The 24,301-nt window shown below is 72.3% G+C and carries 20 protein-coding genes and 1 pseudogene; 9 read left to right on the top strand and 12 right to left on the bottom strand.

The annotated features are described in order from the left end of the window. Window positions 1-72: 72 nt before the first annotated feature. The 3 genes from ACWD5D_RS17815 to rsmI form a co-directional block, all read right to left on the bottom strand. Complete coding sequence (locus tag ACWD5D_RS17815; protein ID WP_451373632.1) at window positions 73-996, bottom strand: TatD family hydrolase; 924 nt, start codon at window positions 994-996, stop codon at window positions 73-75. Between the two features lie 48 nt (window positions 997-1,044). After that, window positions 1,045-1,452, bottom strand: a complete 408-nt coding sequence (locus ACWD5D_RS17810) for a hypothetical protein (protein ID WP_451373631.1) — start codon at window positions 1,450-1,452, stop codon at window positions 1,045-1,047. 329 nt (window positions 1,453-1,781) lie between these two features. After that, window positions 1,782-2,630 (bottom strand): 16S rRNA (cytidine(1402)-2'-O)-methyltransferase, encoded by an 849-nt coding sequence (gene rsmI / locus ACWD5D_RS17805; RefSeq protein WP_451373630.1) that lies wholly within the window; start codon window positions 2,628-2,630, stop codon window positions 1,782-1,784. A gap of 104 nt (window positions 2,631-2,734) precedes the next feature. Here rsmI and ACWD5D_RS17800 point away from each other — a divergent pair, with 104 nt between their 5' ends. Next, entirely contained in the window at window positions 2,735-4,477 is a 1,743-nt protein-coding gene (locus ACWD5D_RS17800; protein ID WP_451373629.1) for a dolichyl-phosphate-mannose--protein mannosyltransferase, read from the top strand. A 51-nt stretch (window positions 4,478-4,528) separates the two neighbouring features. Here the strand turns inward: ACWD5D_RS17800 and ACWD5D_RS17795 are convergent, their stop codons facing one another. After that, on the bottom strand, window positions 4,529-5,638 hold the full coding sequence (locus ACWD5D_RS17795; RefSeq protein ID WP_451373628.1) for a PP2C family protein-serine/threonine phosphatase: 1,110 nt from the start codon (window positions 5,636-5,638) through the stop codon (window positions 4,529-4,531). Between the two features lie 255 nt (window positions 5,639-5,893). Between ACWD5D_RS17795 and ACWD5D_RS17790 the strand changes: the two genes are divergently transcribed. Together ACWD5D_RS17790 and ACWD5D_RS17785 are read left to right on the top strand one after the other, a co-directional pair. Beyond that, window positions 5,894-7,534 carry a penicillin-binding transpeptidase domain-containing protein gene (locus tag ACWD5D_RS17790; protein ID WP_451373627.1) on the top strand — a complete coding sequence of 547 codons (1,641 nt, stop codon included), beginning with the start codon at window positions 5,894-5,896 and terminating at the stop codon, window positions 7,532-7,534. A gap of 100 nt (window positions 7,535-7,634) precedes the next feature. After that, the gene (locus ACWD5D_RS17785) at window positions 7,635-9,293 is read left to right on the top strand and encodes a penicillin-binding transpeptidase domain-containing protein (protein ID WP_451373626.1); all 1,659 of its coding nucleotides are present in this window, start codon (window positions 7,635-7,637) and stop codon (window positions 9,291-9,293) included. On the opposite strand, the gene ACWD5D_RS17780 is transcribed toward ACWD5D_RS17785, so the two are convergent. After that, entirely contained in the window at window positions 9,294-9,638 is a 345-nt protein-coding gene (locus ACWD5D_RS17780; protein ID WP_451373625.1) for an SsgA family sporulation/cell division regulator, read from the bottom strand. Between the two features lie 148 nt (window positions 9,639-9,786). Here ACWD5D_RS17780 and ACWD5D_RS17775 point away from each other — a divergent pair, with 148 nt between their 5' ends. The 5 genes from ACWD5D_RS17775 (at window position 9,787) to ACWD5D_RS17755 (ending at window position 14,182) form a co-directional block, all read left to right on the top strand. After that, window positions 9,787-10,887: an energy-coupling factor ABC transporter permease gene (locus tag ACWD5D_RS17775; protein ID WP_451373624.1), complete on the top strand. Its 1,101-nt coding sequence runs from the start codon at window positions 9,787-9,789 to the stop codon at window positions 10,885-10,887. Window position 10,888: 1 nt separating this feature from the next. After that, window positions 10,889-11,650 carry a cobalt ECF transporter T component CbiQ gene (cbiQ, locus tag ACWD5D_RS17770; protein WP_451373623.1) on the top strand — a complete coding sequence of 254 codons (762 nt, stop codon included), beginning with the start codon at window positions 10,889-10,891 and terminating at the stop codon, window positions 11,648-11,650. After that, window positions 11,638-12,402: an energy-coupling factor ABC transporter ATP-binding protein gene (locus ACWD5D_RS17765; protein WP_451373622.1), complete on the top strand. Its 765-nt coding sequence runs from the start codon at window positions 11,638-11,640 to the stop codon at window positions 12,400-12,402. Before cbiQ ends, ACWD5D_RS17765 begins: the two co-directional genes overlap by 13 nt. After that, window positions 12,399-12,878 (top strand): MarR family winged helix-turn-helix transcriptional regulator, encoded by a 480-nt coding sequence (locus ACWD5D_RS17760; protein WP_451373621.1) that lies wholly within the window; start codon window positions 12,399-12,401, stop codon window positions 12,876-12,878. Before ACWD5D_RS17765 ends, ACWD5D_RS17760 begins: the two co-directional genes overlap by 4 nt. 143 nt (window positions 12,879-13,021) lie before the next feature. Further along, window positions 13,022-14,182, top strand: a complete 1,161-nt coding sequence (locus ACWD5D_RS17755) for a serine hydrolase domain-containing protein (RefSeq protein WP_451373620.1) — start codon at window positions 13,022-13,024, stop codon at window positions 14,180-14,182. A gap of 43 nt (window positions 14,183-14,225) precedes the next feature. Here the strand turns inward: ACWD5D_RS17755 and ACWD5D_RS17750 are convergent, their stop codons facing one another. The 7 genes and pseudogenes from ACWD5D_RS17750 to ACWD5D_RS17720 form a co-directional block, all read right to left on the bottom strand. Continuing rightward, window positions 14,226-14,501 carry a DUF1876 domain-containing protein gene (locus ACWD5D_RS17750; RefSeq protein ID WP_451373619.1) on the bottom strand — a complete coding sequence of 92 codons (276 nt, stop codon included), beginning with the start codon at window positions 14,499-14,501 and terminating at the stop codon, window positions 14,226-14,228. Between the two features lie 149 nt (window positions 14,502-14,650). Then, window positions 14,651-15,541: an NAD(P)-dependent oxidoreductase gene (locus tag ACWD5D_RS17745; RefSeq protein WP_451373618.1), complete on the bottom strand. Its 891-nt coding sequence runs from the start codon at window positions 15,539-15,541 to the stop codon at window positions 14,651-14,653. 126 nt (window positions 15,542-15,667) lie between these two features. Further along, window positions 15,668-16,517: pseudogene (locus ACWD5D_RS17740) on the bottom strand (EamA family transporter). After that, the gene (locus ACWD5D_RS17735) at window positions 16,514-17,026 is read right to left on the bottom strand and encodes a YbaK/EbsC family protein (RefSeq protein ID WP_451373617.1); all 513 of its coding nucleotides are present in this window, start codon (window positions 17,024-17,026) and stop codon (window positions 16,514-16,516) included. Before ACWD5D_RS17735 ends, ACWD5D_RS17740 begins: the two are co-directional and overlap by 4 nt. 58 nt (window positions 17,027-17,084) lie before the next feature. Further along, on the bottom strand, window positions 17,085-17,480 hold the full coding sequence (locus ACWD5D_RS17730; RefSeq protein WP_451373616.1) for a hypothetical protein: 396 nt from the start codon (window positions 17,478-17,480) through the stop codon (window positions 17,085-17,087). A 265-nt stretch (window positions 17,481-17,745) separates the two neighbouring features. Continuing rightward, window positions 17,746-19,968: an MMPL family transporter gene (locus ACWD5D_RS17725; protein WP_451373615.1), complete on the bottom strand. Its 2,223-nt coding sequence runs from the start codon at window positions 19,966-19,968 to the stop codon at window positions 17,746-17,748. Window positions 19,969-20,101: 133 nt separating this feature from the next. Beyond that, on the bottom strand, window positions 20,102-20,701 hold the full coding sequence (locus ACWD5D_RS17720; RefSeq protein WP_451373614.1) for a TetR/AcrR family transcriptional regulator: 600 nt from the start codon (window positions 20,699-20,701) through the stop codon (window positions 20,102-20,104). A 156-nt stretch (window positions 20,702-20,857) separates the two neighbouring features. Here ACWD5D_RS17720 and ACWD5D_RS17715 point away from each other — a divergent pair, with 156 nt between their 5' ends. Further along, window positions 20,858-24,145, top strand: coding sequence for a S41 family peptidase (locus tag ACWD5D_RS17715; RefSeq protein ID WP_451373613.1), 3,288 nt, complete (start codon window positions 20,858-20,860; stop codon window positions 24,143-24,145). Window positions 24,146-24,301: the final 156 nt, after the last annotated feature.

Raw genomic sequence — 24,301 nt, 5'->3', positions numbered from 1 at the left:
AGCGACGCGACTACGTACAGTTGCCTTTCGAACGGGCGATCACCGGACGCCCAGCAGTCGCTCGGCAGCCGCTCAGTAGCCGAACGCGCGGGCCGTGTTGGCGCCCAGGGCGGTCGCCAGCGCGTCCTCGTCGATGCCGCGCACCGCGGCCATCGCGCGCACGGTGACCGGGACGAGATACGGGGCGTTGGGCCGGCCGCGGTACGGCGCCGGGGTCAGGAAGGGCGCGTCGGTCTCCACGAGGACCAGCTCCAGCGGGGCGACGGCGAGGGCGTCGCGCAGATTCTGGGCGTTCTTGAAGGTGACGTTGCCGGCGAAGGACATGAAGTAGCCCTCGCGGGCGCAGATCCCGGCCATCTCGGCATCGCCGGAGTAGCAGTGGAAGACGGTGCGCTCGGGGGCGCCCTCCTCCTTCAGGACGCGCAGGACGTCGGCGTGGGCGTCCCGGTCGTGGATGACCAGGGCCTTGCCGTGCCGCTTGGCGATCTCGATGTGGGCGCGGAAGGACCGCTCCTGGGCGGCCTCGCCCTCGGGTCCGGTGCGGAAGTAGTCGAGTCCGGTCTCGCCGACGCCCTTGACCTGGGGCAGTGCGGCCAGCCGGTCGATCTCGGCGAGCGCCTCGTCCAGCGCGGCCTGCCCGCCCGGCTCGCGCGCGCCCTGCCGGGACCAGCCGTCGGGGTCGCCGTGGACGATGCGCGGGGCCTCGTTGGGGTGCAGGGCGACGGTGGCGTGGACGTTCTCGAACGCCGCCGCGGTCTCGGCGGCCCACTGCGAGCCCTTGATGTCGCAGCCGACCTGGACGACGGTCGTCACGCCCACCGACGCGGCCTTCGCGAGAGCCTCCTCGACCGTGCCGGACTGCATGTCGAGATGGGTGTGCGAGTCGGCGACGGGCACCCCGAGGGGGGCCGGGAGCGGCGGTGCGGCGTTCTTGGCGTCCTTGGCGTCCTTGACGTTCTTGGCGTTCCTGTCGTCGTGAGCGGCGTTCGAAGGCATGTTCCGATCCTACGGAAAGGACATGCCGCCGAACGCCCGGTGCTCCGCTCAGCCGGCCTTGCGATGGAAGGCGTGCAGGAGATCGGACAGATGCCAGTGGTGCTGCTCGCGGTGCCGCTCCTCGGCGCGCACCGACGCGTCCACCCGGGGCGCCTGCGGCACGGGCCGGTGCAGCCGCTCGACCGCGTCGCGCGCGGAGGACACCTGTCCCGCGCGCATGATCCGTACGACGTGGCCGTCGCAGTTGTGGCACGCGGGACGGCTCAGCGGGGACGGCACCACCCGGCCGTCGGCCACGTACTGGACGAACTCCTGCCCGTCGGCGTCGGTGTGGTGCTCTATCGCGTACGACTGCTCCCAGCCGTGCCCGCATTTCATGCAGGCGAACGCGTACGACTCGTGAACGACGGCTGTGGCCGTACCGCGTATGCCGGTCTGCCCTGTGGTCTCACTCATGCCAGCTCCTCCCCTGGACGGGGAACGGGTGCGTCTCTTCGACCAGTGGACGCCTTCGCCGGCGCGAACGCATCAGTCCTGCCGACTGTTGGACCCGTTTTGGACGTCCCTTGCCACAACGCCTCGCCGGAGGAACCAGCCCTTTGCCTTCGGGCCCCCTCGTTTTGCCCCCGCATGGGGCGCCCGCTCAGTCGAGAACGCCCCTGCTCAGAGGACCTGTCACCGTGCGCCGGAGTACGCGCCCCCAAAGGGGCGCGGGGATCGGCGCGGCCGGCCACGACGCCTTCACGGCCCGCGCCGCGGGCCGCCCCCCGAACGGCGTACTCCGCTCAGGCACCGGCCTGCTTTGCTGCAACCACGGCGTCGAAGACGACCCTCTTCTGGATCCCGGCCTCCACCGCCACCGCGGCGATCGCCTCCTTGCGCCGCTCCCCCGCCTCCTCACGGACGCGGACCCGCCGCACCAGCTCCTCGGCGCCGAGCTCCTCGGGCCCGGTCTCGGGCGCCCCCTCGACCACGACGGTGATCTCCCCGCGCACCCCCTCCGCGGCCCAGCTCGCCAGCTCGGCGAGCGGCCCGCGCCGTACCTCCTCGTACGTCTTGGTCAGTTCCCGGCACACCGCGGCCCGCCGCTCGGCGCCGAAGACCTCGGCCATCGCGGCCAGCGTGTCGTCGAGCCGGTGCGGAGCCTCGAAGTAGACGAGCGTGCGCCGCTCCCCCGCGACCTCGCGCAGCCGGGACAGCCGCTCCCCCGCCTTGCGCGGCAGGAACCCCTCGAAGCAGAACCGGTCGACGGGCAGCCCGGACAGGGCGAGCGCGGTCAGCACGGCGGACGGGCCGGGCACGGCGGTGACCCGGACGTCCTTCTCGACGGCGGCCGCGACCAGCCGGTAGCCGGGGTCGGAGACCGAGGGCATCCCGGCGTCCGTGACGAGCAGCACCCGCGCCCCGCCGAGCAGCTCCTCGACCAGCTCGGGGGTGCGGGCCGACTCGTTGCCCTCGAAGTACGACACGACGCGGCCCTTCGGGGTCACCCCGAGCGCCTGGGTGAGCCGGCGCAGCCGCCGCGTGTCCTCGGCGGCGACGACGTCGGCGCCGGCCAGCTCCTCGGCCAGCCGGGGCGGGGCGTCCGCGATGTCGCCGATGGGGGTACCTGCCAGGACAAGGGTTCCAGTCACGCCCCCATCCTCCCAGGGCCGCCGGGGCACGGGAAAACGACGGCTTCCGGACCGGGACGGCCGGTGCGCGGGACTCACACAGAACGGTTCCCTACGATGGCGCGGTGACCAGTACCGCGTCCTCCACGGACCTCCGGCAGGGCCAGGCACCGCTCGACCAGCGGCCGTCGTGGCAGCAGCGGCTGCGCCGATTCGGCTACACGCCCGCGACGGACGCGCCGACGGGCGACGTACGCGACCGGCTGGTGCCGCCGTACGCCGAGCCGGGCTCGCGGCTGTGGCAGGTGCTGGGTGTGCCGCCGGTCCTGGCCGGCCGGCTCACGCGCTGGTCGGGCTGGGGCGCTCCGCTGCTGGTGACGCTGCTGGCGGGCGTGCTGCGGTTCTGGAACCTGGGCAGCCCGCGGGCGGTGATATTCGACGAGACGTACTACGCGAAGGACGCGTGGGCGCTGGTCCACCGCGGTTTCGAGGTCAACTGGGACAAGAACGCCAACGACCTGGTGCTGCAGACGCACGGGCACCTGGCCGTCCCGGCGGACGCGGCGTACGTCGTGCACCCGCCGGTCGGCAAGTACGTCATCGGCCTCGGCGAGCTGATGTTCGGGTTCGACCCGTTCGGCTGGCGGTTCATGACGGCGCTGCTGGGGACGCTCTCGGTCCTGCTGCTGTGCCGGATCGGCCGCCGGATGTTCCGCTCGACGTTCCTCGGCTGTCTGGCGGGCGCGCTGATGGCGGTGGACGGCCTGCACTTCGTGATGAGCCGGACCTCGCTGCTCGACGGCGTGCTGATGTTCTTCGTGGTCGCCGCGTTCGGCTGTCTGGTGGTCGACCGGGACTACGCGCGCGCCCGGCTCGCGGCCGCGCTGCCCGTCGACGCGGACGGCCGCGTGCGCCCGGACGCCCGGACCACGGACAACTTCTTCCTCTACTGGCGTCCCTGGCGCCTGGCGGCCGGTGTGCTGCTCGGTCTCGCGATCGGCACCAAGTGGAACGGCCTGTACTTCCTGGTCGCGTTCTTCGTGATGACGGTGCTCTGGGACGTCGGCGCCCGCAAGGTGGCCGGCGGCCGGCACCCGTACCTCGCGAGCCTGGTCGACGCGGTCCTCGGGCTGACCATGTTCCCGTTGGCGATCGCCGTGTACGTGCTGTCCTGGCTCGGCTGGATCCTCTCCCCGGCGGACGGCACCGGCGGCTACTACCGCAACTGGGCCGTGACCGACGGCAGGGGGGGCCACTGGACCTTCCTGCCGGACTGGCTGCGCAGCCTGTGGCACTACGAGCACGAGGTCTACAACTTCCACGTGCACCTGTCGTCCCCGCACACCTACCAGTCCAACCCGTGGAGCTGGCTCGTGCTGGGCCGCCCGGTGTCGTACTTCTACGAGTCCCCCTCCCCCGGCACGGACGGCTGCCCGGCCGGCGCCACCGGGAAGTGCGCCAGGGAGGTGCTGGCCCTCGGCACGCCGCTGCTGTGGTGGGCGGCCTGCTTCGCGCTCCTGTACGTGCTGTGGCGCTGGGCGTTCCGGCGCGACTGGCGGGCCGGTGCCATCGCCTGCGGGATCGCCGCCGGCTATCTGCCCTGGTTCATGTACCAGGAGCGGACGATCTTCCTCTTCTACGCGGTCGTCTTCCTGCCGTTCCTGTGCCTGGCGGTGGCCATGATGATCGGCGCGATCGTCGGCCCACCGGGCTCCAGCGACACCCGCCGCGTGGTCGGCGCCTCGGCCGCGGGCGTGCTGGTCCTGCTGATCGCCTGGAACTTCATCTACTTCTGGCCGCTGTACACGGGCCAGGCCATCCCGATCGACGCCTGGCGGTCGCGGATGTGGCTGGACACCTGGGTGTAGCCGGACGGATGCGTCAGGGCGGATCGGGCACGCGGAAGTGGTGGGCCGGGTTCACAGGCGCACGATGACCAGGGCGGTGTCGTCGGTGGCGCCGCCGGGCGGGAGCAGGTCGGTGAGCACGGCGTCGGCGAGGGCATCGGGGTCGTCCGCCTGGTGGCGGGCCAGGGAGTCGGCGAGCCGGGCGAGGCCGGTGTCGATGTCTTCGCGCCGGCGTTCGATCAGGCCGTCGGTGTAGAGCACGAGAACGGCGCCCTCGTCGAAGTCCGCTGCAGCCTGGATCCGGGGGGCGTGTTGCGGGCGGGCGGCCAGTGGCGGGTCGGTGGCCTGGTCCAGGAACTCGACGGTCCCGTCCCTCCGCAGGAGCGCAGGTGGCGGGTGGCCGGCGCTGCTGTAGGTGACGGTGCGGGTCTCCCAGTCGACGAACGCCGTGGCCACGGTGGTGTTCTCGGCGCCGTCGACGGTGCGGGCGTACAGCCCGAGGACTTCCAGGGCGCGGGCGGGGCCTTCGGCGACGAGGCAGGCGGCGGTGAGGGCGCTGCGCAGTTGCCCCATGACACCGGCCGCGGCCAGGCCGTGGCCGACGACGTCACCGACGGCGACGGCGACGCGGTCGCCCGGCAGCTCGACCAGGTCGTACCAGTCGCCGGCCACGTTGAGCGCTTCGGCGGCGGGCCGGTAGCGCACGGCGGCCTGATGCCGGCCGACCGGGCGGAAAGCGGGCAGCATGGCTTCCTGCAAGGTCAGCGCGACGTCACGGGCGCGGATGAGCTCGGTGACGTCCTCCACCCGGTGCAGCAGCAGCGCCACCCGACCGTCAGGCCCGAACACGGGGATGTTGGTCATGTTGACGTACCGCTCGTGCCACACCCCGGGCCGGTCGGGGTCCTCCGCGTCGTAGCGCTGCAGCGCCACGATGCTGCGCTCACCGGTGCCCGCCGCCTGGCGCAGTGACGCCAGAACTCTGAGCAGGAGAGGCTCGGAGGGGTCTTTTTCGGGGTGGTCCTCCGGCACGAAGCGACCGACCACCTGCTCGCGGGCAACACCCCGGAGGCGCAGGAACTCCGCGTTGGCGTCCGCGTAGATCAGTTGCGGAGTCACCAGCGCCACCGCCCCGGGAAGGGCCTGGAACACCGCCGCGTAGTCGACAGCCGGTACCTTCATGGCTTCCCTGCCTTGCCCCGCAGCTCTGTCTCTTCTCACGATACGAGCGGGTAGTCACAGCTCGCCCCATGAGGCGTGCCAGCGCGTGGCAGCCATCGCGAGGTGGACCACGCGGCAGACCGGCCGAGTCACGGTTTTGACAACATCCGTTCCTGGAGTCCCCGCAACCGCTTACATTGCTCACGCGACCCGCCTTTTGAACGCGTTCAGGACAGGGGCGGGCGTCGACGGGGACACGGGGAGGGGATGGGCGTCATGGCCAGAGGAGTCAAGGTCGCCGTGGTCGGCGGTGCCTGCGCGGTACTGGTGGGCGGGGCCGGCTGGGGGCTCTACAACATCGCGAACGCGCTCACGGGGGACGGGGGAACCGGAAGCGGGGGCCGCCCCGCGGTGAGGACCGGGCCGCCGAGCGACGCCGAGGTCAAGGAGACCACGCGGCAGTTCTTCGCCGCCTGGGAGAAGGGGGACGCGGCGAAGGCGGCGACGTACACCAACTACCCGGAGGCGGCCCAGGCGTTGCTGACGGCTTACAGCGGTGACGCGCACATCGCCCAGGTCCACATCACGCCCGGTGCGGCCACCGGCACGACCGTGCCCTTCACGGTCAGGGCAACGGTGTCGTACGACGGGAAGTCCCAGCCGCTGCGCTACGCCGGTGAGTTGACGGTCGTGCGCGGCAAGTCCTCGTACCGGCCGCTGGTCGACTGGCAGCCCTCCGTCGTCCATCCGCGGCTGAAGCGGGGCGACACGCTGGCGACGGGCGATTCGGCGGCCCCCGAGATCGAGGCCGTGGACCGCGACGGCACGGTGCTGACGAAGGACAAGTACCCCTCGCTCGGGCCGGTCCTGGACGAGCTGCGTGAGCGGTACGGCGACACGACCGGGGGCCGGTCCGGGGTGGAGCTGGTGATCCGGCACGCGGACACGGCGGACGGGGAGGGCCCGGCCGACACCACCCTGCTCACCCTCGCCGAGGGCAGGCCGGGCAGGCTGCGCACGACGCTCAGCGCGAGCGCGCAGGCGGCGGCCGAGACGGCGGTGCGCAAGTACCCCGAGTCCTCCGTGGTGGCCGTCAAGCCCAGCACCGGCGAGATCCTGGCGGTCGCCAACCACCGGGACGACGGCTTCAACGCGGCCTTCCTCGGCGAGCTCGCCCCCGGCTCCACCATGAAGATCGTCAGCGCCGCGACCCTCATCGACAACAACCTGACCAGCGCGAACGGCCCGGCGCCCTGCCCGCCGTCCGCGGTCTGGCAGAGCCAGACCTTCCAGAACCTCAAGAGTCTCCAGCCCGACGAGCACGCCACCCTCTCCGACAGCTTCGCCCGTTCCTGCAACACGGCATTCGTGAAGTTCGCGGACGAGGTGAAGGTGGACTCCCTCACCGAGGAGGCCCAGAACCGGTTCGGGCTCGGGCAGGACACTTGGAAAATCGGGGTGCCCTCCTTCGACGGCCGGGTCCCCGCCTCCGGCGGCCCGGACACCGCGGCCAACCTGATCGGCCAGGGCCAGGTGCAGCTGAGCCCGCTGAACATGGCCTCGATCACGGCGACCGCCATGACCGGCGCCTTCCGGCAGCCGGTGATCGTGCCGCTGTCCCTGGACCACCGGGAACCGGCACGCGCGCGCGGGCTGTCGCCGAGCACGGTCCGGCAGCTGCGCGCCATGATGAACCGCACCGCGCGCAGCGGCACCGCGGCCGGCGTGATGGCCGGCCTGAGCGGCGACATCGGCGCGAAGACCGGCTCGGCGGAGGTCGACGGGCAGTCGAGGTCCAACAGCTGGTTCACCGGTTACCGGGGCGACGTCACCGCCGCCGCGATGGCCCAGGACGCCGGACACGGCATCGACGCGGCCGGACCGATTGTCGCAAGCGTGCTACGGAGTGCGGGCTGAGATCACCCGCACAGAACGGGACTCTAGGGTGGGTCCCGTCGTTGTTGAGGAGTGTGAGGGGCTGCGGGGACCCTGGGGAAAGCGCGGAGGAACTGAGGAAGTGGGCAAGAGAAGGCGCGTCGCCGAGCGACGGAAGACCAGCCCCGCCGTACTCGGCGGGATGATCGCCGCGGTCGTCGCCGGCGCCGGGCTCGGCGCCTACGCGCTGTACGACGGCGGGGCGTCGGCCGACGAGCGGACGTCCGCCCACAAGCCCGTCCCGACGGGCCCGCCGACGGCGGCCGAGGTGCGGACGGTGTCCGCGCGTTTTCTCACGGCCTGGCAGCAGGGCCGGATCGCGCAGGCCGCGGCCGTCACCGACGACCCGGCCGCCGCGACCGCCCTGCTCACCGGCACCGCCAAGGACGCCCATCTCAAGGACGTCACCCTCACCCCCAGGGCGGCGACCGGCGCGAAGGTGCCGTTCTCGGTGAAGGCGACGGTGTCCGACCAGAGTCTCAGCAAGCCGCTGGCGTACGACAGCTCGCTGACCGTCGCGCGCCGCAAGAGCGACGGCAAGCCGCTGGTGAGCTGGCAGCCGTCCGTGGTCCAGCCCGATCTGAAGGACGGCGACACGCTGGTCACCGGCGAGTCCGGGACCCCGCCCGTCAAGGCGCTGGACCGTGACGGCGGTGTGCTGACGACCGAGGCGTACCCCTCGCTGGGCTCGGTGCTGGACGGACTGCGCGAGAAGTTCGGCAAGACGGCGGGCGGCAAGGCCGGCGTCGAGCTGCGCGTGGTGCGCGGCAAGGCGTCCACGAAGGCGGGGCTGTCCGACAAGACGCTGGTGGAGCTGAGCCAGGGCACGCCGGGCACGGTGCACACCACGCTGAACCCCAAGCTCCAGGAGCAGGCCGAGGAGCTGGTCGGCAAGCGCAAGCGCGCCTCCGTGGTCGTGCTGCGGCCCTCCACCGGTGAGATCCTCGCGGTCGCCAACAGCGAGCACGGCTTCAACGTGGCCTTCCAGGGCTCCCTCGCGCCGGGTTCCACGATGAAGATCGTGACGTCGACGATGCTGTTCGAGAAGAAGCTCGTCACCCCGGACGCCTCCCACCCGTGCCCCAAGACCTACAAGCTCGCCGGCTGGACGTTCCACAACGACGCCGATTCCGAGATCAAGAAGGGCACGTTCAGGCAGAGCTTCGGGGCCTCCTGCAACAACGCCTTCATCGACTTCGCGCCGAAGCTGTCGAACAGCGACCTGACGAAGGAGGCCCAGCAGGTCTACGGCCTCGGCATGAACAACTGGGCCATCGGCGTCCCGACCTTCGACGGCGCGGTCCCGGTGCAGAGCGGCGCGCAGATGGGCGCCTCGCTGATCGGGCAGGGCGGGGTGCGCATGAACCCGCTGAACATGGCCTCGGTGGCGGCGACGGTGGAGTCGGGCACCTTCCGCCAGCCGTACCTGGTGTCCGCGGATGTGGACCACCGCACTCTGGCGAAGGCCGCGCGCACGATGTCGTCGAAGACGCAGGGCCAGCTGAAGGACGTCATGCGGTTCACGGCGGCGTACGGCACCGCGGCCAAGGCGATGGCCGGCGTGGGCGGCGACAACGGCGCCAAGACCGGCTCGGCCGAGGTCGACGGGCAGAAGAAGCCGAACGGCTGGTTCACCGCCTACCGGGGCGATCTCGCCGCGGCGGGCGTGGTCCAGGCGGGCGGCCACGGCGGCGACACGGCAGGGCCGATCGTCGCGGCGCTGCTGAAGTCGGGGAGCTGATCAGTTCCGGACCGGCTCGGCCGTGTAGGTCCGCCGCAGGAACCTGATCAGCGCCTTCGTGTCGAACTGCACCATTTCCACGCCTCCCGGCGAGTGGAACTCCACGATCGCCTGGACGCGCCCGCAGGGCCACACCCGTACGTCGCCGCTCTCGGCCGGTGCCCGCAGCCCCCGCTCCAGCAGGGCGCGCGAGAACGTCCACTCGTGCGATCCGGGAAGGCCGAACCGGACCGACCGGGGATCGTTGTCGGGGTCGTACCGCAACACCACGGGTACGACCCCGGGATCCGCGATCTCCTCGTCCGTGACGATATGGGCGCGCGCGTACTGTTCGACTACAGACATCGGACCGCCCTCTCACGTTCAGTGACCTATGGGGAAGCCGCGTATTCGCTTCCTCTCTAATGTCGCATATTTTCCGATTTGCACACTTCCAGAGATGAGACGCGCTCTCTCTTGCAAACCCTTCGCAACAAGGCTTTAAAATCGTACGGTGCATGTACCTGACGGATTCATCGACGCTCCCACCTCCGCCGTCACCGCGGTGGTCGCCGCCGGCGCCCTCGCGGTGAGCCTGCGCGGCGCCCGCCGCGAACTCGGGGGCACCTCCCGAGCGAGCGAATTCGAGCCGGGGGGAGAGAAGACGGCCCCCCTCGCCGGCCTCGTGGCGGCGTTCATCTTCGCCGTGCAGATGCTCAACTTCCCGGTCGCGGCCGGAACGAGCGGCCACCTGCTCGGCGGGGCGCTCGCCGCGATCCTCGTCGGGCCGTACACGGGCATGCTGTGCGTGTCGGTCGTGCTGCTCATGCAGGGGGTGCTGTTCGCCGACGGCGGGCTGACCGCGCTCGGCGTGAACATCACCGACATGGCGATCGTCACGACCGTGGTCTCCTACGCCGTCTTCCGCGGGCTGCTCGCCGTACTGCCCCGCAGCCGCCGCTCGGTCACCGCTGCCTCCTTCGTCGCCGCGCTGCTCTCCGTGCCGGCCGCCGCCGTCGCCTTCACGCTCATCTACGCGATCGGCGGCACCACCGACGTCTCCATCGGCAAGGTGGCGACCACGATGATCGGGGTCCACGTCCTGATCGGCATCGGTGAGGCCGTGATCACCGCGCTCACCGTGGGCGCCGTCATCGCCGTACGGCCGGACCTGGTGTACGGGGCGCGCGGGCTCCAGCAGCGCCTGAAGCTGCGGGTGAACGGCGAGCTGGTGGACGCGCCCGCCACTCCCGCGGCCGCGGCGGCCGTGGCGGCGCGCACCTCCCGGCGCACGCTGTGGATCACCGGTCTGGTCGCCTCCCTGGTGCTCGCCGGGTTCGTCAGCTTCTACGCCTCCGCCAGCCCCGACGGCCTGGAGAAGGTCGCGCACGACCAGGGCATCGACAAGAAGACCGAGAAGCACGCCTCCGCCGACTCCCCGCTCGCCGACTACGGCGTCCGGGACGTCACCGACGCGCGGCTCTCCGGCGGCCTGGCCGGCGTGATCGGCGTCGGCGCCACCGTCGTCGCGGGCAGCGCGGTCTTCTGGGTCGTGCGTCGCCGCCGGACCCCGGACGACGTCTCCCCCGCCGCCACCGCGCGGACGGGCGCCTGACGTGGGAGCGGGACACACGCACCGGCTCTACCGGCACGGGCACTCGCCCGTGCACGCCCTGCCGCCGCACACCAAGCTGGCCGCCACGCTCGCCTTCGTCGTGGTCGTCGTGTCGACCCCGCGCGAGGCGACGTGGGCGTTCGCGGCGTACGCCGTCCTGCTCGCGTTCGTCGCCCGTCGCGCGCGCGTGCCCGCCGGTTTCCTGCTCAAGCGACTGCTGATCGAGGTGCCGTTCGTCGCGTTCGCGGTGCTCATGCCGTTCGTGGCGGAGGGCGAGCGGGTGCACGTGCTCGGCCTCTCGCTCAGCGTCAGCGGGCTGTGGGGCGCCTGGAACGTGCTCGCCAAGGGCACCCTCGGCGTCGCCGCCTCGGTGCTGCTGGCCGCCACCACCGAGCTGCGCGAGCTGCTGCTCGGGCTCCAGCGGCTGAAGCTGCCGCCGCTGCTCGTGCAGATCGCCTCCTTCATGATCCGTTACGGCGACGTCATCACCGACGAGATGCGCCGGATGCGGATCGCCCGCGAGTCCCGCGGCTTCGAGGCGCGGGGAGTGCGGCACTGGGGCGTGCTCGCCAAGTCCGCCGGCGCGCTGTTCATCCGCTCCTACGAACGCGGGGAGCGCGTGCACCTGGCCATGATGAGCCGCGGATACTCCGGTTCGATGCCGGTCATCGACGAGGTGACCGCGTCCCGGGCGCAGTGGTCGTACGCCCTCGCCCTCCCCTGTGCCGCCCTCGTCGTCTGTCTGCTGGGATGGATCCTGTGACCGCACCTGCTTCCCTCGAGGTCTCCGGCCTCGCCTTCGCCTACCCCGACGGCCACCAGGCCCTGTTCGGCGTGGACCTCTCGATCGCGCGCGGCGAACGCGTCGCCCTGCTCGGCCCGAACGGCGCCGGCAAGACCACCCTCGTGCTGCACCTCAACGGCATCCTGGGCGGCGGCACCGGCACGGTGACCGTGGCCGGGCTGCCGGTCGGCAAGCGGCACATGGCCGAGATCCGGCAGAAGGTCGGCATCGTCTTCCAGGACCCCGACGACCAGCTGTTCATGCCGACCGTGCGCGAGGACGTGGCGTTCGGTCCGGCGGCGGCCGGGGTCAAGGGGGCCGCGCTTCAGGAGCGGGTGCGCACCGCCCTGGAGCGGGTCGGCATGGGGGACTTCGCCGACCGGCCGCCGCACCACCTCTCCTTCGGCCAGCGCCGCCGGGTCGCCGTCGCGACCGTGCTCGCGATGGAACCGGAGATCCTCGTCCTGGACGAGCCGTCCTCCAACCTCGACCCGGCCTCCCGGCGCGAACTCGCCGACATCCTGCGCTCCCTGGACGTCACGGTCCTCATGGTCACGCACGACCTGCCGTACGCCCTGGAGCTGTGCCCGCGCTCGCTGATCCTCAGCGACGGCGTGATCGCGGCGGACGGCCCGACCGGCGAGCTGCTCTCCGACGACGCCCTGATGCGGGAGCACCGGCTGGAGCTGCCGTTCGGCTTCGACCCGAGGTCCGTGACAATGGGCGCGTGACGCGTCAGGACGACCCAGAGGACAACGGTGCCGCCACCGGGTCGCTACGGCTGGACGACCAGCTGTGTTTCGCGCTGTACGCCGCCCAGCGCGCCGTGACCGCCGCCTACCGTCCACTCCTCGACGACCTGGGGCTCACCTACCCCCAGTACCTGGTGCTGCTGGTCCTGTGGGAGCGCGGCGAGATGAGCGTGAAGGAGCTGGCGGGTGCCCTGCGCCTGGACTACGGCACCGTCTCACCGCTGCTGAAGCGGCTCGAGGGGGCGGGGCTGGTGCGCCGGGAGCGCGCGGCGGACGACGAGCGCTCGGTGCTCGTCACCTGCACCGGGCGCGGCGAACAGCTGAAGGAGCGCGCCGCGCGGGTGCCGGGCGCCCTGCTCGCCGGCACGGGACTCGACGCGCAGGAGGTCGTACGGCTGCGCGAGGAGCTGCGACGGCTCACCGAGCGCGCCGATGCGGCGGCCGACCGCCGCTGACCTCTCCCCCGCATCCTTCGGCGACCCGAGACAACATCGATGTAACGATCGCGCTCGACTGCCCCCACCGAGGAATCGCAGGCTCATGGCTGCTGTTGTATGCACTGTCGCAGGCGGTCGGACGATGGGAAGAGGCGGCGGACGTGGATGTGAACGGCACGGTGGCCGAAGGCTTCGAGCCGGTCAGGGAGGCGTTCGCCGCGAACTTCGCCCTGCTCGGGGACCGGGGCGCGGCCGTCGCCGTGTACCGGGACGGCCACAAGGTCGTGGACCTGTGGGGCGGCACCAGGGACATGGACGGTACGGCCCCCTGGGAGCCCGGCACCGCGCAGATCGTGCGCTCCGCGACCAAGGGCATCGCCGCCGCCGCGCTCCTGCTGCTGCACCAGCGCGGCGAGCTGGACCTGGACGCCCCCGTGGGCGCGTACTGGCCCGAGTACAAGGCGGCCGGCAAGGAGCACACCCTCGTCCGGCACCTGCTCGCGCACTCCGCCGGAGTGCCGGTGCTGGACCGCCCCCTGACCCCCGAGGAGGCCGTCGACCCGGACCTCGGCGCGGCGGCCGTCGCGGCACAGGCGCCGGTGTGGGAGCCGGGCACCGACCACGGCTACCACGCGCAGACCTACAGCTGGCTCACCGGAGAACTGATCCGCCGGATCACCGGACGGTCCGTCGGTGACTGGACGGCCACCGAGATCGCCGCGCCCGTCGGCGCCGACCTGTGGCTCGGCCTGCCCGACGCCGAGCAGGCCCGTGCGGGCCGCGTCGGACCCGCCGTGGAACCGGAGACCTCAGGCGCCCTGAAGACCCGCCCCAAGCGGGCGGTCGCCGAGGCCTACGCCGACCCGGACTCCCTCACCCGCCGCGCCTTCGCCGCGATCACCCCGCTCCCGGACGAGAACGACCCCGGCTACCGCGCCGCCGCGCTGCCCGCCTCCAACGGCATCGCCACCGCCGACGGCCTGGCCCGCTTCTACGCCTCGCTCATCGGCGAAGTGGACGGCGGCACCCGCCTGTTCACGCCGGCCACCATGGAACTCGCCCGCGCCGAACAGTCCGCCGGACCGGACCGGATCCTCGTCGTGAAAACCCGGTTCGGCCTCGGCTACATGCTGCACGGCAGCGCCACCCCGCTGCTCTCCCCCACCTCCTTCGGCCACCCGGGCCGGGGCGGCGCCCTCGCCTTCGCCGACCCGGAGGCGGGCATCGCGTTCGGCTACGTCACCAACGGCTTCCGCCAGAGCGTGACGGCGGACCCGAGGGCGCAGGCGCTGGTGCGGGCGGTGCGTACGGCCCTCGCGTAGGCCCGCGGCACCGCGCGCGGCGCCGGAACGGGGCGCCCCGCTCTCACACGTTGATCGGGTGCGAGATCCGCCCGGACTCCGCGTCGATCTCCCCGTGGGCCTTGGCCAGCAACTGCATGGCCAGTTCGTTGAGAGCGCGAGCGCCCGCTATCTCCTCGCCGACCCGGGGCTGGTTCGAGTCGACGCGGTGCCGGCTGGCGTGCCCGTGCGCCCTGACCTCGGTGCCGTCGGGCAACCGGACCAGAGCGACCGCGCGCGTGTGCTGGTCGTCCTCCATGAACTCCATCTCGACGTGCCATCCCACAGTCGTGTGCATCATGTCGACCACCTCCGGAAACCACTGATTCCAGGGTGCTCCCGCACACGGGGAACGTCATGTCGACCAGGGCCCCGGCCTCCGGTCTCCGCCGCCGGTCTCCGCCTCCGGTCTCCGCCGCCGGTCGCCGTCATCGGGCTCCGTCGCCGGTCTCAGTCGCCGGGCTTCTCGTCGAAGCTGGCGAAGTAGGCGGCGGCCATGTCCTCCTGGGCGTGCCCCTGGGCGGCGGCGCGGGCGAAGCGTTCGGCGGCCGCGGCGGCGACGTCGAGCCGTACGCCGCTCCCCTCGCCGGCCGCCACGATCAGCCGGGCGTCCTTCTCGGCGGTGGCCACGGCGAACGAGGGCGGGGTCAGCTTCCCGTCCAGCACCAGCGCCGCCTTGGCCCGCAGGTACCCCATGTCCAGCGGGCCGCCCTCGATGAGGTCGAAGAACCCCTGCGGGTCGACGCCGAGGGCCTTGGCGAGAGCGAGCACCTCACCGGCCGCCGCGGTGACCGCGACGACCCAGCTGTTGGCGACCAGCTTGAGCCGGCTCGCGCTGCCCGCGGCCCCGTCCTCGCCGGTCCACACGGTCTTGGCGCCGACCGCGTCGAACACCGGACCGACCGTCTCCCGGCCCTCCCGGGGCCCGGCGGCCAGCACGGTCAGCTGACCGGCCTCGGCGGGCTGGCGGGTGCCGAGGACGGGGGCGTCGTAGAAGACCAGCCCGTGTTCGCGGGCGAGGCCGGCCAGGTCGGCGACCAGGTCGGTGCCGGCGGTGGTGCACTGCGCCCACACCATGCCCGGACGCAGCGCCGGGGCGGCCTCCCGCAGGACGTCCAGGACGGTGTTCCCGTCGTACAGCATGGTCAGCACGACGTCGGCGCCCTCGACGGCCTCGGCGGGCGTGCCGGTGACCCGGATCCCGTCGGCGGCCAGCGGCTCGGCCTTGTCCCGGGTGCGGTTCCAGGCCCTGACGTCGAGTCCGGCGCGGGCGAGGTTGCGGGCCATGGCGGCACCCATGATGCCGGTGCCGAGGACCCCGACGGTCGGCTTGTCGGTCATGAACGACTCCCTGTCGAGCGATCGGTGAGCGAGATGATCCACCGTCATGCTCCCGCGATCCCGGACGTGTTCCCGACGATCCCGGCCACGTCCGCGGCGTTCCCGGTCCCGTTCCCGGCGATCCCGCTATCCGGCATGCAACATCAGCCCGATCCCCACGACCAGCAGACCCGCCGCCGCGATCCGGGGTGCTCCGAAGCGCTCCTCGAAGAACAGCGCGCCGATGGCCGCGCCGACGATGATCGAGGACTCCCGCAGGGCGGCGACGGGCGCGAGGGCGGCACGGGTCTGGGCCCACAGGACCAGTCCGTACGCGGCCACGGACATCACGGATCCCAGCAGGCCGAGGGTCGCGAAGGGCCGCAGCACGGCCACGGTCTCCTTCCGCCAGCGGCAGCAGACGGCGTAGGCGGGGATCGCGCCCCCCCTGCACCACCATCAGCCAGGCGGTGTAGCCGAGCGCGGTGCCGGAGGCGCGCACGCCGAGCCCGTCGACGACCGTGTACGAGGCGATCGACACCCCCGTCGCGAGCGCGGCCCCGATCGCCGCCCAGTCCGGCCGGCGCCCGCGCAGCCCCCACAGCGCCACGCCGGACAGCCCCGTGCACGACAGCACGATGCCGGCGGCGGCCCAGCCGTCCGGCACCTCGTGCGCGAAGAGGGCCGCGAACAGGGTGACCAGCAGGGGCGCGCTGCCCCGCGCGATGGGATAGGCCTGCCCGAAGTCGCCGAGCCGGAACGACGTCATGAGCAGCACGACGTACAGGAGGTGGATGGCCGCCGAGGCGAGCAGGTACGGCCACGCGGCCGCCGCCGGGAACGCCGCGAACGGCGCCAGCACCAGACCGACGACCACCCCGCCCCCGAGGATCAGGGTGAAGCCGACCAGCTTGTCGGTGATCCTGTGCGCGATGGCGTTCCAGCCGGCGTGGGTGATCGCGGCGAGCAGGACGGCCGCCGTGACCAGCGGCGTCACGCGGTCTGCTCGCGCACGTCCACGAGGGTGGCGCCCGCGTGGGCGACCAGGTCCTTGGGGGAGATCGGGAAGACGGTGTGCGGGGTCCCGGCCGCGGCCCACACCACGTCGTGGGCGAGCAGCGAGCGGTCGGCGAGGACGCGGGTGCGGGTGCGGTGCCCGAAGGGCGGGACCCCGCCGATGGCGTACCCGGTGGTCTCGCGTACGACGGCGGCGTCGGCCCGGCCGACCTTGCCGGCCCCGAGCTCCTGCCGCACCCGCTCCACGTCCACCCGGGACGCCCCGTCCATCAGCACCAGTACGGGAACCCCGTCGGCCGCGAAGATCAGCGACTTGCAGATCTGGCTCAGCCCGCAGCCGACCGCGGCGGCGGCCTCGGCGGCCGTACGGGTCGCCTCCGGGAAGCGGCGGGTGCGGGCGAGCACGTCGTCCAGGCCGAGGGCGCGCACGGCTTCGGCGAAGCGCGGGTGGGCTCCGGACTCTTCGGCGTCAGTGGCGGCTGTCGTCATGCGGGGCACGCTAGCGGTGCTTGTAGGGCACACGCGACCTGGTTTCCCACGCGTGTCGTCAGCCCACCCGGAACCAGGTCCACGCCAGGAGGCCGGTCGGCACCGGGCAGGCCAGGACGCCCAGCAGAAGCAGCCGGGCGAGCGGGGTGAGGCGCCGGACCCCGGGGGCGAAGGCCAGCCCGGCCAGGGCGACGGCGGCGCCGGCGACGGGCAGGGCGTAGGGCAGCACGAAGGCCCGCACGTCCGCCCAGGGCGCCCCGTCCGCCTTGAGCCAGAAGGCGAACATGCCCACGAGGACGGTCAGCAGGCTGAGCGAGGAGAGGGTCACCATCCAGAGCAGGACGGCCGGCAGCCCCACCGCGATCTCACCACGGGCCGATCGCGGCGCCGGCCGCCCGGGGCCAGGCGCCGGCTGCCAGGGGCCGTACGGGATGCGGGGCGTCTGCGGGTTCACCGGGGTTGCCTTCCGTGCCGTCCGAGCGGGTCGAGCACGATCCTGCGCGCAAGGCCGCCTGTCGGGCATGGGCGCTGATACTCAGCGGGCGCCCGGCGGATACTCATCCGCCACGCGCCGCCCCGTCCACGCGCCGCCCCGTCCACGCGCCGCCCCCGTCCACGCGCCTGCCCCCCGCGCCCGCGCCGTGTCCGGGCAGAAAGAAGCCGGTGAGGGCGCCCCGTCCCCACGGATCCCTCACCGGCGGTCTTTCACGAGCGGTACGTCAGACGCGGACCAGCTCCCGCTCCTCGTCGGGGTCGGTGTCCTTGTGCCGGTCCGACTCGGAGCGCAGGCCCTCGCCCTCGACGTCGACGTTGGGCAGCGCCCGGTCGAGCCACTTCGGCAGCCACCAGGCCCGCTTGCCGAGCAGCGCGAGCACCGCCGGGACGATGGCCATGCGGACGATGAACGCGTCGAAGAAGACGGCGACGGCGAGGCCGAAGCCGATCATCTTGACCATCGACTCGCTGGAGCCGATGAAGCCGGAGAAGACGGCGATCATGATGATCGCGGCGGCGGTGACGACGCGGGCACCGTGCCGGAAGCCGGTCACGACGGCCTGGCCGGGCTTCTCCCCGTGGACGTACGCCTCGCGCATCCGGGTCACGAGGAACACCTCGTAGTCCATGGCGAGACCGAAAACCACGCCGACCATGAAGATCGGCATCATCGACATGACCGGGCCGGTCTCCTCGACGTTCATCAGGCCGGACAGCCAGCCCCACTGGAAGACCGCGACCACGGCACCGAGCGCCGCCATCACGCTGAGCAGGAAGCCGAGGGCCGCCTTCAGCGGGACCAGGACCGAGCGGAAGACCACGATCAGCAGGAGGAAGGCCAGGCCGACCACCAGGGCGAGGTAGGGCAGCAGGGCGTCGTTCAGCTTCTGCGAGACGTCGATGTTCATCGCCGTCGAGCCGGTGACCAGCACCTTCGCGTCGGTCGCGGCGGTGATGCCGGCGCCCTTGCCGCGGATGGCGTGGACCAGGTCCTCGGTGGTCTTCGAGGACGGCTTGGAGTTCGGGACGACGGTGATCGTCGCGGTGTCGCCGGCCTTGTTGGGCACGGCCGGGGTGACCGTGACGACGTCCTTCAGGCCCTTGATCTCCTTGCCGACCTCGCTGAAGGCCTTCTTCGGGCTGGCGCTGTCCTTGGCGTCGACCACGACCATCAGCGGGCCGTTGAAGCCCGGTCCGAAGCCCTCGGACAGCAGGTCGTAGGCGCGGCGCTGGGTGGTGGAGACGGGCTGGGAACCGTCGTCGGGCAGGCCCAGCTGGAGGGAGGCGGCCGGGACCGCCGCCGCGCCGAGGCCGAGCATACCGAGGAGGAGGACGGCGACCGGGCGCCGCACGACGAAGCTCGCCCAGCGGGTGCCCATGTTCGGGCGGCCCGGCTGCTTGGGCCCCCGGCCACCGCCGAGGAGCTTGCTCTTCTCGCCGGCCGGCTTGATCCTGCGGCCCGCGTAGCCGAGCAGCGCCGGGATCAGGGTGAGGGCGATGAGGACCGCGATGGCGACGGTGCCGGCGGCGGCGATGCCCATCTTGGTCAGCATCGGGATGTTGACCACGGACAGGCCGACCAGGGCGATGACGACGGTCAGACCGGCGAAGACCACCGCCGAGCCCGCCGTGCCGACGGCCCGGCCGGCCGCCTCCTCGCGCTCGCGGCCCTCGGCCAGCTCGGCGCGGAAGCGGGAGACGATGAACAGGGCGTAGTCGATGCCGACGGCGAGGCCGATCATCGTCGCCAGGGTGGAGGTGGTGGAGCCCAGGTCGAGCGGGCTCGCGAGCGCGGTGATCGTGGAGACGCCGATGCCGACGCCGATGATCGCGGTCAGCAGCGGGAATCCGGCCGCGAGCAGCGAGCCGAAGGTGATGACGAGGACGACGGCCGCGATCGCGATGCCGATGGCCTCGCTGGAGCCGGTCTCGGGCGTGGCGGTCAGCGCGTCACCGCCGACCTCGACGGTCAGTCCGGCGTCCCGCGCGTCCTGCGCGGCCTCCTTGAGTGCGTCCCGGGAGGAGTCCTTCAGCTCCATGCCGGAGACCTCGTACTTCACCGAGGCGTAGGCGACGGTACCGTTCTTGCTGATGGCGTGCCCGGTGTAGGGGTCGGCGACGGAGGCGACCTCGGAGCCGCTCCGCAGCTCCTTCATCGTCTTGCGGACGGCCGCCTTGTTGTCGTGGTCCGTCATCTTCTCGCCGCTCGGCGCCTTGAAGACGACTCGGGCGGTCGCGCCGTCGGCGCTCATCCCGGGGAAGCGCTGCTCCAGCAGGTCGAAGGCCTTCTGCGCCTCGGTGCCGGGGATCGAGAAGGACGTGTTGCCGGCGGCCGGCGCGGAGGCGGCGCCCACCCCGGCGAGGGTGAGCAGGGCGACCCAGATGAGGGCGACGAAGTGCCGTCGCCGGAAGGCGAGCCGGCCGAGTTTGTAGAGGAACGTGGCCACGAGGGCGTACTCCCGGTCAGGTCGTGGGGTTTCGGGGCAGGGGTGATCAGCCCGACGACGTGAGCGGTGACGTCAGATGATGGGCTTGCTGGGGAGAGGGATCAGGCGACCGGACGACGGGGCGATCGGTCGGTCACGCGGTGGGAACGCCGAGCGCGGGGAGGACCACGGCGTCGATGTACGAGCGCAGGAACTCCTGCGTCGGCGGCTTGTTGTCGATGAGCGCGCGCGTGGCGAACGCGCCGATCATCATGTGCACCACGTACGGCACAGCCGGGTTGTCCGGGTCGACCTCACCGCGGTCGACGGCGCGCTGCAGTACGTCGCGGATCTCCGCCGTCTCGGGTTCGATCAGCTGCTCCCGGAACGCCTGGAGGAGATCGGGGTTGGTGTGCGTGGCCATGGCCAGCCCCCGCATCAGGGCGTGGTTCTGCTCCATGCCGCAGTCGTCCTCGCGGCTGACGTGGGCGTGGAAGTCGCCGCGCAGCGATCCCGTGTCGACGTCGGCGATGCTGCCCGGCTTGCTGTGCCGGATCGCCTTCGCGACCAGGTCGGCCTTGCCGCCCCACTGGCGGTAGAGCGTGGCCTTGCTGGAGCGGGTGCGGGCGGCCACGGCGTCCATGGTGAGGGCGTCGTAACCGACTTCCCGGAGCAGGTCGAGCACGGCCTCGTACAGCTCGGCCTCGCGCTCGGGAGTGATCCGACTGCGGCGCGCGGCGGCGACTTCAGTCATCTGTCTCACCCTTTCCCGCTCCGTACGACACGGTTTCGTACGTGACGAATGTAGCGCATCCCTCAACGAAACGAAACCGTTTCGTACGTGTCCTGGGTCACGAGTGTCGGGCCCGCATAAGTTGCTGGCCCCCCGCCACCGGAAAAGCATGGAAAGGTGAGCTATCTGCGCCTTCCCCACCTCCGCGACGACCTGCTGTGCTTCGTGGCCGAGGACGACCTCTGGCTGGCCCCCCTCGACACCCCGGGCCGTCCTTGGCGGCTCACCGTGGACCGCACCAAGGCCGGTCATCCGCGCTTCTCGCCCGACGGCCGCCACATCGCCTACACGACCTGGCGCAGCCTCGAACCCGAGATCCATCTGGCCGACGTCGACGGCGGACCCTCCCGGCAGCTGACGTACTGGGGCACCGCCGACACCCAGGTGTGCGGCTGGACGCCCCCCGACGCCGAGGGCCGCAGCGACATCCTGGCCGTCGCCTCGCACGGACAGCCGTTCTCCTACTTCGCCTGGGCCTACAAGGTCCCCACCGACGGCGACCCGGGCGGCCGCCTGCCCTGGGGCCCGGTCGCCGACATCCAGGTCGCCGACGTCGCCGGCGAGCACAAGACCCTGCTCCTGACCGGCGCCGCGCCGCACGAACCCGCCTCCTGGAAGCGGTACCGGGGCGGCGCCACGGGCAGGCTGTGGCTGCACGGGCAGCGGCTGCTGCCGGACCTCGGCGGTCAGTTCTCCTCCCCCATGTTCGTCGCCGGCCGGATCGCCTTCCTCTCCGACCACGAGGGCGTCGGCAACCTCTACTCCTGCGCCCACGACGGCACCGACCTGCGCCGCCACACCGACCACGACGCCTTCTACGCCCGCAACGCCGCCACCGACGGCAACCGGGTCGTCTACCAGTGCGCGGGCGACCTGTGGATGGTGGACGACTTCTCCCCGGCCGGCATGCCGCACAAGCTGGACATCAGGCTCGGCGGACCCAGCCCCGGACGCAGGCGCTACCAGGTGCCGGCCTCGCAGAACCTGGACGGCATCTCCGTGGACGAGACCGGCCGGGCCGGCGCCGTCGTCGTCCGCGGCAGCCTGTACTGGCTCACGCACCGCGACGGCCCCGCCCGGACCATCGCGGACACACCCGGCGAACGGGTCCGGCTCCCGCAGATGCTCGGCTCGACCGGACAGGTCGCCTACGTGACGGACGCCGGCGGCGAGGAGGCCGTCGAGGTCGCCCAGCTCCCCCGCGCCAGCGGCGACCTCCCGCCGCGCCGGCTGGCCCGGGGCGAACTGGGGCACGTGCTGGAGACGGCCTCCGACGCGCAGGGCGAACGGCTGGCCGTCGCCTCCCACGACGGACGCCTGCTGCTGATCGACGTCACCGAGGGCGAGGAGGGGGCGGAGCCCACCGAAGGCTCGGGAGAGATCACCGGCCACGTCACCGAGCTGATCCGGTCCCTCAACGGCCCCGTGCGCGACCTCGCCTTCTCCCCGGACGGCGCCTGGCTCACCTGGTCCCACCCGGGCATCGGCCGCTCACTGCGGAAGATCAAACTGGCCCGCATCAAGGACCGGCTCGTCGTGGACGTGACCAACGGCCGCTTCGAGGACGAGAACCCCGTCTTCACCCGCGACGGCCGCTACCTCGCCTTCCTGTCCTGGCGCGGCTTCGACCCGGTCTACGACGTCCACACCGGCGACCTGTCCTTCCCGCTGGGCTGCCGCCCCTACCTCGTCCCGCTCTCCTCGGCGACCCCCTCCCCCTTCGCCCTCACCCCCGAGGGCCGGCCGGCCGCCGGCGGGCTCGACCCCCTCGAGGACGAGGAGACCGGCGAGGCCGGCACGGTGACCGTGGAGGTGGAGGGCCTGGAGAACAGGGTCACGCCGTTCCCGGTCATCGCCTCCAAGTACTCGGCGCTGCGCCCGGTCGCGGGCGGCGGCCTGGTCTGGCTGCGCTGGCCGATCTCCGGCGCGCTCGGCGAGACCTTCGTCAACCCGGCCGACACCAGCGGCCGGCCGACGCTGGAGTACTTCAACATCACCAAGGCCAAGAAGTCCGAACTGGTCGGGCATCTCGACTGGTTCGCGATGAGCGGGGACGGGACCCGGCTGGTGGTGGTCGACGAGGGCGAACTGCGGGCGGTGCCCTCGACCGAGCCGGGCGACAGCGACACGACCGTCTGGATCGATCTGCGCCGCATCCTGCACGAGGTCGACCCGCCCGCCGAGTGGCACCAGTCCTACGCGGAGGCGGGGCGCCTCATCCGCGACTACTTCTGGGACCCGGGCATGTGCGGCATCGACTGGACCGCGGTGCTCGACCAGTACCGTCCGCTGGTCGAGCGCGTGTCCACGCCGGACGAGTTCGCCGACCTGCTGCGTGAGGTCCTCGGCGAGCTGGGCACCTCGCACGCCTACGTCACCGCCGCCCGCCGCAACGAGGGCCCGCCCCACTACCAGCGCTGGCAGGGCCACCTCGGCGCCAACCTGCTGCGCCGCGACGGGCACTGGACGATCAAGCGCATCCTCCCCGGCGACTCCTCCGACTCCAAGGCACGCTCCCCGCTGGCGGGCACCGGCATCCGCGAGGGCGCCGTCCTGACCCACGTGGACGGCAGACCGGTCGACCCGGTCACCGGCCCCTACCCGCTCCTCGCCGGCTCGGGCGGTACGACCGTGGAGCTGACCTTCACCCCGCCCAAGGGCGAGAACGGCGGGGCCAGGCGGGTCGCGGTGGTCCCGCTGGTCGACGAACGCCCGCTGCGCTACCAGGACTGGGTGACCAAGCGCCGCGCGGTGACCCGGGAACTGAGCGGCGGCAAGTGCGGCTACCTGCACATCCCCGACCTGGGCGGCTCCGGCTGGGCCCAGTTCAACCGCGACCTGCGCATGGAGGTCTCCCGGCCCGCGCTGATCGTGGACGTGCGCGGCAACGCGGGCGGCCACATCAGCGAGCTGGTCATCGAGAAGCTGACCCGGACCATCCTCGGCTGGGACCTCACCCGCGACGCCCAGCCGGTGTCGTACGCCTCGAACGCCCCCCGCGGCCCGATCGTCGCCCTCGCCGACGAGGCGACCTCCTCCGACGGCGACATGATCACCGCCGCCATCAGGCTCCTCGGACTCGGCCCGGTCGTCGGCCAGCGCACCTGGGGCGGCGTCGTCGGCATGACCGGCCGCCACCGTCTCGGCGACGGCACGGTCATCACCGTCCCCATGAACGCGGCCTGGTTCGACGCCTACGGCTGGTCCGTCGAGAACCACGGCGTCGACCCCGACGTCGCCATCCTCCGCACCCCCCTGGACTGGGCCGAAGGCCGCCACGTCGAGATGGACCACGCCGTCCAACTGGCCCTGGACCTCCTCGAAGCCACCCCCGCCGCCATCCCCCCCGACTACACGGCCACCCCCGACCACTCCCGCCCGGAGCTACCTCCAAGGGCCACGTAGAACAAGGGAGTCGGCACCAGACGTGTCGATTTACGGCTCCACCACGCGGACCCGCCACATCACACGACCACTTCCCGACAAGGGCCGACCCCAACTCCCCAGGGGCGCGGGGCTGTATCGATGTGCGGCTCCGCCGCGTGGGCGCGGCAAGCCCCC

This window comes from Streptomyces sp. NPDC002520 (genome assembly GCF_053595235.1).
This window is presented reverse-complemented; position numbering and strand designations above follow the sequence as displayed.